15 protein-coding genes are annotated in these 16961 nt (G+C 72.1%); 2 read left to right on the plus strand and 13 right to left on the minus strand.

The genetic code is table 11. The features are described from left to right. Nucleotides 1–177: 177 nt before the first annotated feature. The 9 genes from CFLA_RS18565 to CFLA_RS18605 form a co-directional block, all read right to left on the minus strand. Complete coding sequence (locus tag CFLA_RS18565) at nucleotides 178–726, minus strand: hypothetical protein (RefSeq protein WP_013118888.1); 549 nt, start codon at nucleotides 724–726, stop codon at nucleotides 178–180. Further along, the gene (locus tag CFLA_RS18570; RefSeq protein ID WP_148234425.1) at nucleotides 710–4759 is read right to left on the minus strand and encodes a GDSL-type esterase/lipase family protein; all 4050 of its coding nucleotides are present in this window, start codon (nucleotides 4757–4759) and stop codon (nucleotides 710–712) included. Before CFLA_RS18570 ends, CFLA_RS18565 begins: the two co-directional genes overlap by 17 nt. Nucleotides 4760–4974: 215 nt before the next feature. After that, nucleotides 4975–5448, minus strand: coding sequence for a peptidoglycan-binding domain-containing protein (locus CFLA_RS19320; protein ID WP_013118890.1), 474 nt, complete (start codon nucleotides 5446–5448; stop codon nucleotides 4975–4977). 76 nt (nucleotides 5449–5524) lie between these two features. Next, on the minus strand, nucleotides 5525–5974 hold the full coding sequence (locus CFLA_RS19325) for a peptidoglycan-binding domain-containing protein (protein WP_052302767.1): 450 nt from the start codon (nucleotides 5972–5974) through the stop codon (nucleotides 5525–5527). A gap of 421 nt (nucleotides 5975–6395) precedes the next feature. Further along, entirely contained in the window at nucleotides 6396–6845 is a 450-nt protein-coding gene (rplI, locus tag CFLA_RS18585) for a 50S ribosomal protein L9 (RefSeq protein ID WP_013118892.1), read from the minus strand. A 14-nt stretch (nucleotides 6846–6859) separates the two neighbouring features. Next, nucleotides 6860–7096 carry a 30S ribosomal protein S18 gene (gene rpsR / locus CFLA_RS18590; protein WP_013118893.1) on the minus strand — a complete coding sequence of 79 codons (237 nt, stop codon included), beginning with the start codon at nucleotides 7094–7096 and terminating at the stop codon, nucleotides 6860–6862. Between the two features lie 75 nt (nucleotides 7097–7171). Beyond that, nucleotides 7172–7699, minus strand: a complete 528-nt coding sequence (locus CFLA_RS18595) for a single-stranded DNA-binding protein (protein WP_013118894.1) — start codon at nucleotides 7697–7699, stop codon at nucleotides 7172–7174. Nucleotides 7700–7792: 93 nt separating this feature from the next. After that, on the minus strand, nucleotides 7793–8086 hold the full coding sequence (gene rpsF, locus CFLA_RS18600) for a 30S ribosomal protein S6 (protein ID WP_013118895.1): 294 nt from the start codon (nucleotides 8084–8086) through the stop codon (nucleotides 7793–7795). A gap of 211 nt (nucleotides 8087–8297) precedes the next feature. After that, nucleotides 8298–10709: a penicillin-binding protein gene (locus CFLA_RS18605; RefSeq protein ID WP_013118896.1), complete on the minus strand. Its 2412-nt coding sequence runs from the start codon at nucleotides 10707–10709 to the stop codon at nucleotides 8298–8300. 331 nt (nucleotides 10710–11040) lie between these two features. Between CFLA_RS18605 and CFLA_RS18610 the strand changes: the two genes are divergently transcribed. Together CFLA_RS18610 and CFLA_RS18615 are read left to right on the plus strand one after the other, a co-directional pair. Continuing rightward, complete coding sequence (locus CFLA_RS18610) at nucleotides 11041–11679, plus strand: PadR family transcriptional regulator (RefSeq protein WP_013118897.1); 639 nt, start codon at nucleotides 11041–11043, stop codon at nucleotides 11677–11679. Further along, nucleotides 11676–12770 carry an inositol-3-phosphate synthase gene (locus CFLA_RS18615; RefSeq protein ID WP_013118898.1) on the plus strand — a complete coding sequence of 365 codons (1095 nt, stop codon included), beginning with the start codon at nucleotides 11676–11678 and terminating at the stop codon, nucleotides 12768–12770. The genes CFLA_RS18610 and CFLA_RS18615 overlap by 4 nt, the downstream gene beginning before the upstream one ends. Before the next feature lie 83 nt (nucleotides 12771–12853). Here CFLA_RS18615 and CFLA_RS18620 read toward each other — a convergent pair whose 3' ends face one another. The 4 genes from CFLA_RS18620 to CFLA_RS18635 form a co-directional block, all read right to left on the minus strand. Next, on the minus strand, nucleotides 12854–14206 hold the full coding sequence (locus tag CFLA_RS18620) for a hypothetical protein (RefSeq protein ID WP_013118899.1): 1353 nt from the start codon (nucleotides 14204–14206) through the stop codon (nucleotides 12854–12856). Continuing rightward, on the minus strand, nucleotides 14203–14763 hold the full coding sequence (locus CFLA_RS18625) for a sigma-70 family RNA polymerase sigma factor (protein ID WP_013118900.1): 561 nt from the start codon (nucleotides 14761–14763) through the stop codon (nucleotides 14203–14205). Before CFLA_RS18625 ends, CFLA_RS18620 begins: the two co-directional genes overlap by 4 nt. Nucleotides 14764–14897: 134 nt before the next feature. Further along, nucleotides 14898–16307, minus strand: coding sequence for a hypothetical protein (locus CFLA_RS18630; protein ID WP_013118901.1), 1410 nt, complete (start codon nucleotides 16305–16307; stop codon nucleotides 14898–14900). Beyond that, nucleotides 16297–16854, minus strand: coding sequence for an RNA polymerase sigma factor (locus tag CFLA_RS18635; protein ID WP_013118902.1), 558 nt, complete (start codon nucleotides 16852–16854; stop codon nucleotides 16297–16299). Before CFLA_RS18635 ends, CFLA_RS18630 begins: the two co-directional genes overlap by 11 nt. Between the last annotated feature and the right edge of the window lie 107 nt (nucleotides 16855–16961).

The raw sequence follows: 16961 nt of genomic DNA on the forward strand, positions 1-16961 counted from the left end.
CCTGAGCCGTCAGCCTCCCGGACGACCGGGGTCGTCCGTGCGATGCAGCCGACGCCCCTCGGCCACGTCCTCCCGGGAGCACGCGGCACCGCGCGGGAGCCGTCGGCACGCCGGGTGTCCGGTCCGAGCACCACAGCGGGAGCATGCCCGACGAGCCGGGACGGTCGGCCGGGAGGGTCACCCTGCGCTCAGGTCGAGCTCGTCGAACGGCACGACCTCGGCGGGGTTGGCCCGCGCGACGATCGCCCCGGAGCACTCCGCCCCCGAGGGTGCGCCGAGCTCGCCGCGCGCGGTGACCGACACCTGCCAGCAGGTCCCCACGATCACGCGCTCCTGCGTGACGCCCGCCTCCGCGGACCCGCTGCCCTCGGTGTAGAGGCCGATCACCAGGTCCCCGCTGCTCGGGTCGGTGGTGAGCGCGACGGTGCCGGAGATCATGTCCAGGCGGTCGGCGGTGCGCACGGCGTCGTCGCCCTGGTCGAGCACGGTGGTGCCGACGCACTCGGTGAGCTCCGACCCCAACCGGCCCGCGTCCGACGCCGCGGACCACAGGGCCGGCGCTCGGGACGCGAGGCAGCCGACGGCCTCGGCCACGTTGCGCGGCAGGTCGGTCCGGGCGGCATCCTCCGCGCGCTGCTGGACGTGCTGCGCCCCGCACCCCGTGATCGCGACCGCGAGCGTCACGACGAGGAGCGCACGGCGCCGGACGTCACGGGAGGTCCGCAAGGGCGTCCTCCAGCGCCTGGGCGTAGAAGCCGGTCCCGTTCGTGTTCGGGTGCACCGACGTCTGCGACGCGACGTCGTTGTCCACCACGATGCGGGGCCAGGGCCGGGGGAACTGCGGGTCCTCGCCGGGGGTCACGCCGAACTGGAGGCCGGTGAGACCCGAGTCGGCGCCCGTGCACAGGTTCTTGCCCGTGAAGTACGCCTGGGTGTCGACGAAGAAGATCTCGGGCGACCCGGGCTCGTCGTAGGTCTCCAGGATGGCGGCGGTCTCGGCGATCTTGGCGTTCAGGCCGTCGGCGAGCTCGTTCAGCCAGACCTGGTTGACCTCGTTGATCAGCACGCAGGACGTCGTGGTCTCGAACAGCTTGGGGTACCCGAAGATCGCGATGCGCGCGTTCGGCGCACGATCGCGCACGAGCTGCACGAGCGTGATCAGGCTGTCGGCGATCTTCGTGTCCACCCGCTCCTTGCTGGCGGCCTGTGCCGGCAGGGTGTCGTCCTCGAGGACGGTCCGGGAGCAGTCGGCCAACGAGCGGTCCTCGGGCGTGCCGGCGAAGTTGGCCTTGATGCACGCGGCCAGGATCGGACCGAACTGCATGTCGTTCCCACCGATCGACAGGGTCACGAGGGTGGTGTTCGTGTCGAGGTAGCCGGCGTCGAGCTGCGACACGGTGCCGTACTGGCCGTACCTGCCGGTCTGCCTCTCCGCGTTCTCCGGCGCCTGCGGGGTGTCGATGTGGTAGTAGGGCAGCAGGTCCTCCGTCTGCGCACCTGAGCAGGCGAGGAGCTGGAGGTCCAGCCCGGTGTCGGCAGCGTCGGCGCGCGCGCCCAGCGGCTCCGCGTCGCCCGGCAGCGTGGTCCTGCGGATCCAGGCGTTCACCGACTGGTGGCAGGCGTTCCTCGCGCGCGGGTTGGTGCCGTTGTTGTCGCTCCACGGCACGTAGTCGCCGGCGCCCTCACCCGAGGCGTACGAGTCGCCGAGCGACACGACGAAGTCGTCGGGCTTGCCGGGCAGCACCTGGAATCCGACCGCGTCCCAGGCGACGTTGTCGTACCCCTCGATGTCCTGGTGCGCGCCGTCGTACCAGACCCGGCCCGTCGTGCTCTCGTCGACGAGGACGTTCGACAGCGAGACCTTGGGCGAGCCCTTCATCTCGAAGACCCCGAGGCTGACCCACTCGTTCTTGTAGCGGCGCTGCGGCAGGTAGCGCTTCTGGGTCGTGCCGTTGCCCAGGTCGATCGTGTAGCCGGCCTGCTGGGTCCAGCCGGCGTAGTCGGGGAGGTGCACCCACACGCGCGTCCACTTCCCGTTCAGGTTGGCGCCGCGGTCCCAGGTCCCGGTGATGTGGCGCTGCGTCTTGACACGGTGCTGCATGTGCGCGAACCAGAAGTGGCCGTTGAACCCGCCGCCCTGCTGGTGGAAGTCGACCTTCGACGGGTACCGGCCGTCCGAGTCGGGGCTGCCGAACGACAGGCTGAACGAGCCGACGGTCGCTCTGCGTGTGCACTCGTTGCTGTTGCGGGCCGTCGGGTGCGTGGTGTTGTCGACCACGACGACGCCGGTCGGCGGGTAGCTGCAGTTGGGCAGGAAGCTCGATTCCAGCGTCTTGGCCGGCAGCGTGGACGCCATGGCGCTGGCCTCGGTGGCGTAGCTGGCGGGGAAGCGCTCGAAGCCCTGGCCGCAGTAGAGGTCGCAGCTCGACTTCCACCGGACGGGGCCGTGCCACCAGCACTTGTACGAGCCGAGCTTGCACGGCTGCGCCAGCGACGGGTCGCAGTCGTTCACGTCCGGCTTGCAGAAGGTGTCGACCTTCGGCTGGGCCATGTCACGGTACGTGGGGTCGTTCCACCAGGCCGTCGTGTAGGACGACACCAGGCGCTGCGGGTACTCGCGCTTGGCAGGGTCGGCCCACTGCGTCTCCACGAAGGACGTGCCGTACGCGGCCCACCCGATGACCTTCTCCGGGTAGGGCCACTGCTGCGGCTTGGCCGCGTCGCCCTGCGACCTGAGGAACGGTGTCCGTCGCGGGTCGTAGTTGGGGTTCACCGGGTTGTTGAACCAGCCGACACCCCAGGGTGTGCTGTCGTTCACGTAGGGGTAGAACCCGGTGTTGTAGGCCCACGTCGTGAGGAACCAGTTCTCGATGTACTTGGGGTCACCGCCGTTGACGAGCATCCCGGCGGCCGCCAGCTGGTTCCACTTCTGGCTGAGCATCTGCACGGACTTCGCGACGTTCGCGGTGTAGTCCAGCGCGATCGCGCGCTGCTGGGCGTACGGCAGGGCCGTCTCGATCTTGCGGCCGGAGTCGTCGGTGCGCTCGTGGCCGGCCAGCCGCATGCCGTCCGTGATCTGCCCGACCCCGTAACCGCAGTCGGCCTCGGTGTAGTCGATCTGCCAGATGGACCACGTGTCGTCGGTCCCGTAGTAGTCGCCGATCAGCGGGTTGCCCGTGTTGCCGGGGGCGGTGAAGCGCGACGCCTGCCACAGGTTCGACTCCTGCGCGAGGACGCCCAGCACGATCTGGGGCGGGATCGTCCCGCCACCGGTGAGCTGCGGTGCCGGGAACATGCCCTGCGGGGAGTAGCTCGACATCCCGAGGTTGCGCCAGTTGGCGGGCCGCGTCTGGGTGAGCTGGCCCTTCACGGCCCGGTCGACGGCCCACTCGACCTGCCGGGGCTTGGGCTGGTACGCCTGGTTGGCCGGGTCGTTGCGCGGGACGGCGCAGTAGCGCTCGGCCTCGATCGGGCTGCTCGGGTCGCCCGCGCCGCCCGTCGAGGTCACCGAGGCCGATGCCGTCGCCTCCTGCCGGGCCGCGAAGCCGGACGGGCGGGCGGTGCCGGTGGCGCGCGCCTCGAGGGGCGCAGCCGGGGCCGGCTCGTCCATGGCGTACGTCAGCGTCGTCCCGGAGTCCACGACGGTCGCGGCGATCTCGGCCTCCGCCACGGGGACCACGGCGGTCGCTGCCGGCTTCTTGATCTCCGGCACGTCGGCGAGGCCGGTCGAGGTGACCGCGTCGACGACGAGCTCACCGCTCGAGGAGATCACCGAGCCGGGGCTCGCCTCCGGCAGCAGCTCCACCCCGTCCAGGCCGGGGGTCGGCTCGACGTCCTTCCCGGTGAGGTAGAAGCCCTCCTCTCCCGCCGGCGCGACGCCCGTCTGCGTGACGGGCCCGGTGCCGATCGCCTGTGCGGGGGTGTCGTCGTCGAGGGTCGTGACGTACGCGGTCGACGTGTCCGCGCCCTCGCCGTCCCGTGCGACGTACGCCAGACGCCCGGACCCGTCGAGCGTGAGGTCGTACGCGGCGCCCGTGTCCGCCACGACCACCTCGGGTGCGGTCGCACCGGGGGCCACGGCGACGAGGTCGGCACCGCGGGCCGCCAGCACCGTCCCGTCCTCCCGGGCGATGGCCGACGTGACCTGGCCCTCCAGGTCGACCTTCGTCGTGATCTCCGCCGTCTGCGCGTCGACCACGGCCACCCGCGTGACGCCCTCGTCGGGTTCGAGCCGCGTGATCGTGACCGTGTCGTCCTCGCCGCAGCCCGGGTTGTAGTAGGCGATCGTGTACCCGCTGCCGAGCTCGGCGACCTCACCGGAGCGCAGGTCGACGATCGCGGCGCGCGCGCCGGCAGAGAAGGCCGACTCGTCGTTGGTGGCGGCACGGGGCGCGTACACCACGGCCATCCGGTCGCCGCTCGACGTCACGCAGCTGTTCGCCACCCACAGGTCGGTGTCCGCCCACGGCACCGGCACGGTCGCCACGGTCTCCCACGCGTACCCGTCGGAGGCCCGGGCGCCGAGGACGGTGATGCCGTCCGCGTCGTTCAGCACGACGTGCGCCTCGTCGTCGACCTCGCGCCAGTCGTCGGGCAGGACCTCGTCACCCTGCTCCGGGGTCAGGCCGGACTCGTCCAGCTCGACCACTCCACCGGCCTCGGCCGAGGTGTCCCCGGTGGGCGCCGGCGCACCGGACGCCGACGAGGCGACGGGTACCAGCAGCATCCCGAGCAGGGCAAGGGCGACGGGACCGCTCACGGCGGCACGCGAGGACAGGCGCATGTCAAACAACCCCCTGACTGAGTCGTCGGGCACCCCGACAACAGTCACATCGTGCCGGAGGACGCCCGGTGCCCTCAGGCGATCGAGTGTGACCTGTGTCACTCCACGGACGCCTCGCCGGGCGGGCCATCGGGGCCCCGGACCGCACCGGTCCGGGGCCCCGCGTGCGGCGCGTCACGCGCCGCCGGGCGTCACCACTTGTCCCAGCACCGCAGGTACTTGCCCGTGGTCGCCGAGTACAGCGGCCACTTGATGCTGTTCCGGGTCACCTCGCCGGCGATGCCGTCCACCTCGATGCCCTCGCGGCGCTGCATCTGCCGGACCCGGTCCTCCGTGGTCGGGCCGAAGACCCCGTCCTCGGCGATCGCCGGCTCGTAGAGCGCCTTGTAGCAGGAGTTGTAGGCCTTCTGCAGCGCCTGGACGCCGGCCCCGGAGTCACCGCGCTTGAGCCAGCACGGCACGTTGACCACACCGTTGGTCGCCCGGGGGATCAGCAGCCTGTACGTGTGGCTGAACTGCTCCTCCATGTAGTTGCAGTTGCCACCGACCCGGTCCCACGCCGCGGCCGGCGAGGCCGCCGCCCCGACCAGCAGCAGCGCCGTCGCGACCGCGGTGGCGACGAGCCGGTTCCGCGTCCTGGACCCGAAGGTTCGTGCGAGCTGCATCAGAGCTCCTCCTGAGGTGATCCCGTGGAGCGTTCGCTCCGCACGTGCCGTCGACCCGGTCCCGGCGTCCACGGCGTCAGCCCGCCAGGCAGCGCGGACCGTTGTAGCCGCCCTCCCAGGGGCCAGGCCACTTCATGTAGTGGTTGGTCGTCGGCCCGTAGACGCCGTCGACGGTGATCCCGAGCGACCGCTGGACGGCCTTGACCGCAGTGCGCGTCTTCGCACCGAAGTCACCGTCGACCGAGAGCAGGGCGAGACCCGCGGCGTTCAGCGTGGCCCTGTGGCACTCGTTGATCGCCGCCTGGAGCGCCTTCACGCCGGGGCCGCGCGACCCGTACTGCAGGTTGCACCTGACGAAGTACACCGTCGTGTTCGTCATCGGCATGTAGGGCCGGTGCACGTTCCAGCCGTAGTCGGGTCGCTCCGACCACGCGTAGTCCGCCGTCTCGCACTGCGGCGTCGCAGCATGGGCCGCCGGCGCGACCGCGACGGGGACCACGACGGACAGGGCGAAGACCGCACTCACGGCTGCGGCGGCACGACGGCTCCGCGTTCCCCACGTCATTCTGTTCACTTCGACTCCTTCGGCTGGTGCCGCCCCCGGACGGGCACGGACGTCCTCGTCCGCCGTACCGCTCAGCAGCCACGCGGGAGACGCGTGCCGGACGGCCGGAACGCGCCGACCGTGCATGACACGACGGTGCCGCTACTCGTCGGGCAGCACTGCCCGCGCTCGCGCGACACCGTCACAAGCCCCCTGACTCGCCCGCCTAAGCGACCTGACGTGCGTCACATCGTGCCGGAGAAGGAGGTGCCGAACCAGGCGTTCCGGTGTGACCTGGACCACGTCCGGCACCCCGCCGCAGCGACGGACGCACCGCTGCCACGACGACGAGGCCCCGCACCGCCGGAGCGGTACGGGGCCTCGTGAGCTCGCGGGGAGCGGGTCAGGCGGCGACGACCTTGACGGTCACCTTGGCCGAGACCTCGGGGTGCAGGCGGACCTGCACCGTGTACTCGCCGGTCGACTTGATCGCCTGGGCGACCTCGATCTTGCGCTTGTCGACGGCCGGCGCGCCGGCGGCCGTGATCGCGGAGGCGATCTCGGCCGTGGTGACGGCACCGAACAGGCGGCCGGACTCGCCGGCCTTGGCCGACACCGTCACGGGGTTCGCCTGCAGCGAGTCCCGGATGGCCTTGGCCTCGTCGAGCGTGGCGATCTCGCGGGCCTTGCGGGCACGACGGATCGCGGAGACGTTCTTCTCCGCACCCTTGGTCCACGGCGTGGCCAGGTTGCGCGGGACGAGGTAGTTACGGGCGTACCCGTCCTTCACCTCGACGACGTCGCCGGGGGCACCGAGACCGGTGACCTCGTGGGTCAGGATGATCTTCGCCATGGGTCAGTCCTTCCTCAGCGCGCCGACGACGAGTACGGCAGGAGAGCCATCTCGCGCGCGTTCTTGACGGCACGGGCGATCTGGCGCTGCTCCTGCACGGAGACGCCGGTGACGCGACGCGCGCGGATCTTCCCGCGGTCGGAGATGAACTTGCGGAGCAGAGCCGTGTCCTTGTAGTCGACCGTCTCGATCTTGGCGGCCTTCAGGGGGTTCTGCTTCTTCTTGGGCTTGCGGACGACGGGCTTGGCCATCGTGGTGCTCCTTGTCTGTGGAGCCCCGAGCGTTGCCGTGCTCGGGGATGAGAGTTCAGGTGTGCGAGGCGCCGATCAGAACGGGGGCTCGTCGGAGTAGCCGCCACCACCGCCACCCGCGGGCGTCGCCCACGGGTCGTCGGTCTGGCCGCCGCCGGACGAGCCGCCGCCACTGAAGCCACCGCCGCCGCCACCGCCGAAGCTGCCACCGCCGCCACCGAAGCCCCCACCGCCGGAGCGCTGGGTGCGGGTGACCTTGGCGGTCGCGTACCGCAGCGACGGGCCGACCTCGTCGACCTGCAGCTCGTACACGGTGCGCTTCTCGCCCTCGCGGGTCTCGTAGGACCGCTGCACGAGCCGGCCCTGCACGATGACGCGGGTGCCCTTGGTGAGGGACTCGGCGACGGACTCGGCCGCCTCACGCCAGATCGAGCAGCGCAGGAAGAGGGTGTCCCCGTCCTTCCACTCGTTGGACTGGCGGTCGAACGTGCGGGGCGTGGACGCGACGGTGAAGTTCGCGACCGCGGCGCCCGACGGGGTGAAGCGCAGCTCCGGGTCCCCGGTCAGGTTCCCGATCACCGTGATGGTGGTCTCGCCGGCCATGACGGCCTCCTCGCTCGTTCGGAAGGTTCGGCTGCGGCGTGGCGCCGCGGGTGCTGGGGCCCGACGCTAGCGACGGGCACCGACAGGAAGGACTCAGACCTCGCGGCGGAGCACCTTCGTGCGCAGGACGACCTCGTTGAGGCCGAGCTGTCGGTCCAGCTCCTTGGCCGTGGCGGGCGACGCGGTGAAGTCGACGACGGCGTAGATGCCCTCGGCCTTCTTCTTGATGTCGTACGCGAGGCGACGACGGCCCCACACGTCCACCTTGTCGACGGTGCCCCCGTCGGTCTTCACGACCGACAGGTACTTGTCGAGCGACGGGGCGACGGTGCGCTCCTCGATCTCGGGGTCGAGGATGATCATGATCTCGTACTGACGCAGGCTCATACCCACCTCCTCTGGTCTCGGCGGTCACGGTCGTTCCGTGACAGGAGGGTTCTCGTGCGTCTCGACGCGCCCGCGCACCGACGTGGGTCGGGTGATGGGCACGACGAACCGTCCGCGAGGGACGGCGGTCGCCCAGCGTACCGGTTGCCGGGCAGTTCCCCGAATCGCCCCGGGGGACCACCTGACGGTGGTCCCCCGGGGTGGTCGGCTGCTACCCGTTGGGCGGCGGCTGCTGCCCGCCGCCGGCGTCGGGCGGCGGCGCGGACTGCGTCGGCTCGGGCGTCGGGGACGGGGCGGGCGGCGGCGTCGGCGAGGGCGTCGGCTGCGGCGCACCCGACGAGACGACCAGCGTGACCGTGGCGCCCGCGGCGAGCGTCGTGCCCTCACCGGGCTCGACGCGGATGACCCGGCCCGCCGGGACGGTGGCCGACCGCTCGTTGGCGATCCGGGCCACGAGACCGGCACCCTGGAGGGCGCCGGAGGCGTCCGCCTCGGTCCGGCCCGCGAGCCCGGACGGCACCTGGGTCTCCGCCGGTGCCTGCGTCTCCTCGGCCGTCGGCGCCACCTCGGTCGGCGTGGCGGACGCCGTCACGGTGGGCTTCTTGCCGACGTTCGCGCGCGGCGGGAACTGCTGGATCTCCTGGTAGCGCGGGTCGGCGAAGACCTTGCCCATGTAGTCGGCCCACAGCAGCGCGGGGAACGTCGAGCCGTTGACCGAGCTGAACTGCCCCCACCCGTCGATCGAGTCGAGCCCCTTGCCGTCCTCGGCCAGCTGGGACAGCGAGACCGCGGTGGACAGCTGCGGGACGTAGCCGACGAACCACGCGCCCTTGTTGAGCGTCTCCGAGCCCGTCTTGCCCGCGATCGGCCTGTCGAGCCTGCTGACCTGGGCCTTGCCGGAGCCCTGCTCCACCACCTGCGTCATCGCGTACGTCGCGTCCGCCATGACGTCGGCCGGGAACACGTTCTGGCCCGTGGTGTCCGGCTGCCACGCGACCGCGCCGCTGCTGTCGTTGACCTGCTGCACGATGTGCGGCGCTCGGCGGACCCCCTGTGCGGCGAACGTCGCGTACGCCCCGGCCATGTCGATGGGGTGGACGAAGTCGGTGCCGAGCACGTTCGAGATGTTGGTCTCGAGCGGTGTCGTGATGCCCGCCGTCTCGGCGACCTTCTTGGTGTTGTCCGCCCCCACCTGGATGTTCAGCTGCGCGTAGACCGTGTTCACGGAGTCCGCGGTGGCCCGGACCAGGTCGATCGGGCCGTAGTCCCGGTTCGGGTAGTTGGGCACCGGCTTGCCGTTCTCCCACTGCGGGAAGCTCTGCGGCGAGTCACCGTTGTACGTCGTCGCCAGGCTGGTGCCCTGCTGGAGCGCGGCGACCAGGGTGAAGGGCTTGAACGTGGAGGCCGCGGGCACCTTGTCGAACGTCGCGGTGTTTCTCGTGTCGGTGAGGTAGTCCGGCCCGCCGTACAGCGCGACGATGCCGCCCGTGGCCGGGTCGACCGTCGAGATCGAGACGCGCAGCCGCTCGTGCGGCACCGCCCCGTCCGACAGGGCACCGGTCCGCAGGCCCTCGGCGGACTCGACGGCCATCTGCTGCAGGGCCGGGTCGATCGTCGTGAGCACCTTCAGGCCCGCGGTCTTCAGCTCGCCCTCGGTCCAGAACTTGGTCGCGACCAGTTCCTTCTCGACCATCTTCAGCAGGTACCCGTTGGGCCCGCGGTAGGTCTCGGACTCCTGGTACACCTCGAAGGGCGGGAACGTCTGGGCGGCGCGCTCCTCGGCCGTCAGCCACTCCATCTCCACCATGCGGTCGAGGATGATGTTCCAGCGCTGCTCCGCCTTCGGGCGGTCGTTGGCGGGGTCCCAGTTGTTCGGTGACGGGATGACGGCCGCGAGGAGCGCCGCCTGCGCCACCGTGAGGTCCTTGGCGTCGACCTTGAAGTACGACTGCGCGGCCGCCTGGATGCCGTAGGAGTCCCGGCCGAAGTAGATGGTGTTGAGGTAGCGCCCCATGATCATCTCTTTGGACTCGGTCCGCGCGATGCGGATCGCGATGATCGCTTCCTTGGCCTTGCCCCAGTAGTCGGTCGTGGAGTCCTGGTAGTAGCGCTCGACGTACTGCTGGGTCAGCGTCGACCCGCCCTGCGTCGGCTTGCCCTGGATGTTGTTGATGAAGGCGCGCGCCATGCCGCTCAGCGAGATCCCGCTGTTGGTGAAGAACGTCTTGTCCTCGCCGGCCGCCACGGCCTGACCGATGTGCTCCGGCAGCGTCCCGTAGTCGACGAGCTCGCGCCGCTGGTCGGCGAACGTCCCCATGACCTCGCCCGGCGTGCCCGGTTCCGGCCCGGCGAAGTACACGGTCGTCGTCTGGTAGTTGACCTCCGCCAGCGGGCTGTCCTGCTTGATGAGCGCGAAGGCGGCGACCCCCGCGCCGAGGACGAGGAAGATCATCCCGATGAACGTGCCCAGGACGACGCGCCACGACGGCAGCCACCGGTGCAGGCCCGTGTGCTCACGGCGGGGGTAGTTCCAGAAACCCTGGCGTTCGCGCGCGGACGGGGCGGTTCGCCGGGTCGCGCGCCGGGCGCGCGACGGCGCTGCGCGGCGGTTGCTGGCTGCCAACAGGGAACCTCTCGTGCCGACGACTCGTGCTGCTGCGCCCGGCGTGACGGACGGGCTGGGTGCCGTCCGGGGGCGCTGCCGGGCCTCAGTATGGACGAACCACCTGGGCCCGCCAGCCCAGATCGTGCGCGTACGTCCGGATGGGTCGGACCCTTCACATGATCCGCACGGGACGACGACGCCGCGGTGACGGCGGTCACCGCGGCGTGCGGCGCACGCCGCCCGGGCGGGCCCCGGCCCGCGTGTTGTGCGGGAGCCCGCACCCGACATACTCTGCGGATGTATCGAGCTGATACATCGGTGGGAACGGCGACACGGGCTGGAGGGTGCGATGCGCGGACGCTCGGACGTGCTCGAGCCGGCGATCCTCGGCCTGCTCGCCGAGTCCCCCATGCACGGCTACGAGCTGCGCAAGCGTCTGAACCTGGTGCTCGGCTCGTTCCGCGCCCTGTCCTACGGCTCGCTGTACCCGTGCCTCAAGGGCCTGGTGGAGCGGGGCTGGATCGTCGGCGAGGACGCCCCGGACGACCGCACCGTGGCGAGCCGCCGCGCGCGGATCGTCTACCAGCTCACCGCCGACGGCAAGGAGCACCTGCAGCAGGTGCTCGCCTCCTCGGGCCCGGCGGCCTGGGAGGACGAGAACTTCGACGTGCGCTTCGCGTTCTTCGCGCAGACGGACGCCGAGACCCGGATGCGGATCCTCGAGGGTCGCCGCATCCGGCTGACCGAGCGGCTGGAGACGTTCCGCCAGTCGTTCGCCCGGACCCGTGAGCGCATGGACGAGTACACGCTCGAGCTCCAGCGCCACGGTCTGGAGCAGGTGGAGCGCGAGGTCCGCTGGCTCGACGACCTCATCGACAACGAGCGGGGCGTGCGTCGCGCGCGCCCCGAGGGCGGTGGCCGCCCGGCCGCCGCCGCAGACGACGCCGAGGGAACATCCGAGGCGCGAAACGAGAAGGAGCGAGGATGACCTCCATCCGCGTCGCCATCGTCGGCGTCGGCAACTGCGCCGCATCGCTGGTCCAGGGCGTGCACTACTACCGGGACGCCGACCCGGCGGGCAAGGTCCCGGGACTCATGCACGTGCAGTTCGGTGACTACCACGTGCGGGACATCGAGTTCGTGGCCGCGTTCGACGTGGACGCCAAGAAGGTCGGGTTCGACCTGTCGGAGGCGATCTTCAACTCCGAGAACAACACCATCAAGATCTCCGACGTCCCGCCGCTGGGCGTCACGGTGTCGCGCGGTCACACGCTCGACGGCATCGGCAAGTACTACGCGCAGACGATCGAGGAGTCGGACGCCGAGCCCGTCGACGTCGTCCAGACGCTGAAGGACACGCAGGCCGACGTCCTCGTCTGCTACCTGCCCGTCGGCTCCGAGGCCGCCGCGAAGTACTACGCGCAGTGCGCGATCGACGCGGGCGTCGCCTTCGTCAACGCCCTGCCGGTGTTCATCGCGTCCGACCCGGAGTGGGCCGCGAAGTTCGAGGCCGCGGGTGTGCCGATCGTCGGTGACGACATCAAGTCGCAGGTCGGCGCGACCATCACGCACCGCGTGCTCGCGCGCCTCTTCGAGGACCGCGGCGTCATCCTGGACCGCACGTACCAGCTGAACGTCGGCGGCAACATGGACTTCAAGAACATGCTCGAGCGCGAGCGCCTGGAGTCCAAGAAGCTCTCGAAGACGCAGGCCGTCACGTCGAACCTCGAGGACGGTCCGCTGGCCGGCAAGAAGGAGGACCGCAACGTCCACATCGGCCCGTCGGACTACGTCGCGTGGCTCGACGACCGCAAGTGGGCGTACGTGCGCCTCGAGGGCCGCGCGTTCGGCGAGGTGCCCCTGAGCCTGGAGTACAAGCTCGAGGTCTGGGACTCCCCGAACTCCGCGGGCATCATCATCGACGCGCTGCGCGCCGCGAAGATCGCGAAGGACCGCGGCATCGGCGGCCCGATCCTGTCGGCGTCGACGTACTTCATGAAGTCCCCGCCGGTGCAGATGGAGGACCAGAAGGGCCGCGCCCAGGTCGAGGCCTTCATCCGCGGCGAGCTCGAGCGCTGACCCGAGCTCCCCGCTGAGCGTGAAGCGTTGTTGCCGGATCCCGGCAGCAACGCTTCACGCTCTTCTGCGAGGCGGCTCCCCGGCTAGCCCGCGAGGATCGTGGAGGTGGTGGCCGAGATCCACTGCTCCCCGGCGGCGAGGCCGTCGGACGACGGGGGGCTCGCGATCTGCGTCGTGGTGCCCGTCGCCACGTCGTAGGTCAGGACCCGGAGCGGGCCGCCCCCGCCGGAGCACGCGTCGCCGACGGTGAGGAGGACGACGTCCCCGGCGACCTGCTGTACCCGCACCGAGGCCTCACCGGCCGGGATGCCCTCGGCCGGGAACGGCAGGTCCTGCAGCGTGCCCGCCATCGGGTCGAGCAGACCCCACCCGCGGGTGCACTCGACGTCGAAGGTGTGCTGCACCACCAGGCGGCCGTCCCCGATCCGCCCGCCGCTGCTGTACGGGAGGGTGCTGGCGGGCAGGTCGAGCGGCACGCCGGCGGCACGCGGGTCGTCCGCGTCGAACCGGAGCACCTCGGAGACGGCCGGCGCGCTCTCCTCCCAGCCCAGGCACGTCACCAGGAGACCGGATGCCTCCCACGCCAGCACGTGGCAGTCCTCGGACGGCGTGACCAGGTCGGTGACCTGGCCCGACGTCACGTCGACGGTGGCGAGCGACCCGTCGACCGTCCCGGCGACCCGCGTGCCGGCCGGGTCCAGGACGGGACCGCGGACGAACGGCAGCTCACGGACCACGGTCGTACCGTCGTACACGGCCAGCCCGGCCTCCAGCTCGCCGACCCACACGTCGAGCCCTGCCGACGTCGTCCCCACGCGCACCTCCATGCCCGCGAGCTCCGTGAGCGCTGTGATCTCGCCCGTGAGCAGGTCGAGGCGCGCGGCGGTCCGCTCGCCGTCCTCGTCCACGCTCACCGTGGCCTCGGTGGTGCCGGCCTCCCAGCCGACCAGGTCGACGGTCGGGCCCAGCGGCAGGTCGAGCACGCGGTACCGGGTGCCGTCGGGCGCCACTGCGTCCACGACGTTCGCGGACGCCTCCGGCATCCCGTCGCCGCTCTCGGAGAGGGCGACCGGCCGCTGCACCGTCAGCACCCACCCCGGGGTCGCCGTCTCGAGGGTCCCGGGCGGCATGACGAGGGCGGGCTCGAGACCCGGTGCGTCGGGCGCGGCGTCGGACGTCGGCCCCGCCGACGGCTCGGGCGTGGGCGACGTCGACTCCGCGGGCTGCGGGGTCCCGTCACGCGCCAGACCGAGCCACCCCCCGGCGCCGAGGACGAGGACGAGCGCGCTCACGCCGAGCACCTCGGCCGCGTGGCGGCGACGGCGGCGGCGGCGGATACCTGTCAGCAGCGCGTCGTGCCGCGCGTCGTCGAGCGTGGTCCCGGCCTCGCCGAGGGCCCGGTGGGTGCGGGCGAGCAGGTCGTGCACGTCGGTCATCGCTCCACCTCCGTCGTGGCGCCACCCCGGGGGTGGACGGGCAGGGTCTCGTGGTCGGCGTCCGTGACGCCGCCGAGGAGGGCGTCGAGACGTGCGACGCCGTCGGCCGTGTAGCGCTTGACGGCGCCGTCGCTGATGCCGAGGAGGCCCGCGGTCTCCCGCACGCTGAGGTCCTCGAGGTGCCGCAGCACCACGCACGCGCGCTCCCGCGCGGTCAGGCCCGCGAGCGCGCGCAGCACGTCGGTGGGCAGGTGGTGCCCCTCGACGCCCGGCACGGTCGACGGTGCGAACGACGCCACGCGCCCCACGGCGGTGCGCTCGCGCCCGCGCCGGCGGGCGACGTCGATGCTGCGGGTCGCGACCGCTCGGCGGACGTACTGCTCGGCCTCCGCCAGCGTCGAGAACCGCGCCCGGCTGGAGAACGTCGCCATGAGCGCGTCCTGCAGCAGGTCCTGCGCGTCCTCGCGCGACCCGCACACGAGGGCGGCCCAGCCGACGAGCGTGCTGTACCTCTCGTGCACGAGCTGCTCGAGCAGCCTCTCCCACGGTCTCGCCACGTGCGTTCCTCTCGTCCGGCTGTCGAGGAGGAGAACGCACGGGGGTCCGGTTCGGTTGGGTTCGTCCCTCCCGGCCCCCGTGCGCCCGCCTCCGCCGCCGCCACGGGACGGTCGTGGGTCCGTCGCGGCCGGTGTCAGCCGCGTTCGACCACCCAGACGGGCGCCAGCCCGAGCTCGTCGCCGACCACGGGCCCCACGAGGCGGGCCGCGCCGGTCGCCTCGTCCACGAGCCACCACTGGTCGCCCACCCACTCGTAGCACTGCGCTCCCGTGCGCAGCAGCAGGCCTGTGCTCGCGGCGTGGACCTCGCACACGTCGCCGCCGAGGTCCTGCGCCGGTACCACCGGGCGCACGTCGCCCCCGTCCCAGAGGTAGGCACCGCCGACGCAGACGTCGTAGCAGCTGTCGGGCGTGCTGGACAGCTGCGGGTACGCCGTCGTGACGAGGACACCGTCGCGGACGTGCGCGCCGGCCGCCGGGACCACGCCGTCGGCGCGCAGCGTGGTCAGCGTCTGCGCGGGACCACCCGTCGCGTCGAGGCGGACGACCTGGCCGTCGTGCTCGTCGTAGTTCCAGCGCTCCTCGAGCGGCTCGGGCGGTGTGTCGACGCACGCGGCCATGACCCCGGTCGCGTCGATCCAGTCGACGATGTCGCACGACTGGCCCGCGGGGGACGGCACGGCGGTGTGCCGGCCCGTCGCGACGTCGAGGGCCTCGATCGGCTCCCCGGACGGGCGGCCCAGGATCGTGCGGCCGTCGGGCGAGACGACGGCGCGGTCGAGGCGCGTCGGCACGCTGCGCACCGGACCGTCCGGGGGCAGGACGTACAGCGTGCCCTGCGACCCCTGGAGCCCTTGCGCGAGCCACAGCTCGTCGGCGCCGGCCGTGCCGAGCCACTCCGCCCCGTCGGGCACGCGGTCGTCGTACGTCAGCCCGCCCGTCGTCAGGTCGACCGTCACGAGCCGTCCCCCCGCGCCGTCGTGGTTGATCTCGAGCCGGGCCGTCCCCGGGGTGTCCCACCGCAGGAGCCGCGTGTACCCGCCCAGGTCGGCGAGGTGGTACAGCTCACCGGTCGGTGCGGACAGCACGAGCGCGTTCCGCTGCCCGTCGCCGGGCAGCGGCTCGTAGAGCGTCGACGTGTACAGCGTGAGGAACCACCCCGGCCCCGTCTGCTCCAGGAGCCCCTCGGGCGGTTCGTACATCGGCGGCATGCCCGGCAGCGTGACGGGCACCAGCGGTGCGGCCGGCGCGCTCGCGACCGCCGACGGCTCGGGCGTCGGGGACGGCGTGGCGCTCACCGTGGGGGTCGGCGGGTCCGCCGGCTCCGGCGTCGTGCGGTCCTGCAGGCCGAACCACCCGCCGACGCCCAGGACGCCGACGGCCGCGGCGGCGACGGCCGCCCAGGAGACGGTCCGCCCCCGGCGCACGCGGGCGACGCGGGCGTGCAGGCCGGCCAGGGTCGCGGGGTCGGGCTGCAGGTCGCGCTCGTGGTGCTCCTGGACGTGCAGCGCACGCTCGAGGCGTGCGGTCAGGTCATCGGTCACGGCGCACCTCCTGTCGGTCGACAAGGGTCACGGGAAGGGACTCGCCGCGTGTCGACGAGGTGGTGCCCAGCAGGGCGTTGAGGGTGGCGACACCGTCGGACACGTAGCGCTTGACCGCGCCCTCGCTGATGCCCAGGAGCGTCGCGGTGTCCTTCACCGACACGTCGTCCAGATGCCGGAGCACCACGCAGGCCCGCTGCTGCGCCGACAACCGGGACAGGGCTGCGGCCACGTCGGCGTCGAGCAGGTCCGAGCGCAGCTCGGTGGTGTCGGGCGTCGCGTGCGCCAGGCGCACCAGGCCCGCCCGCTCCCGGCCGCCGCGGCGGGCCTGGTCGTAGAACCGCGACGCGACGGCCCGGCGCACGTACGACTCGGCCTGCGGCACCGAGCCGAACGTCGCGCGTGCCCCGAACGTCGCCACCAGCGCGTCGTGCACCAGGTCCTGCGCCGCCGCCCGGTCGCCGCACAGCACGGTCGCGTACGCGACGAGCCCGCCGTACCGCTCGTGCACCAACCGGTCCAGCACCGGCGCCCAGCCCCGGCTCACGTCGTCCCTGCCATGGTCCTCGCCCTCTCGACCCGTCCCTGTCACCGCTACAACGACCGCACGTGCGCCCGGGGTTGCGGGCAGGTCCCAGGATCCCCCGGGTGGGC

It is taken from the genome of Cellulomonas flavigena DSM 20109, from assembly GCF_000092865.1.
Classification (GTDB): Bacteria; Actinomycetota; Actinomycetes; order Actinomycetales; family Cellulomonadaceae; genus Cellulomonas; species Cellulomonas flavigena.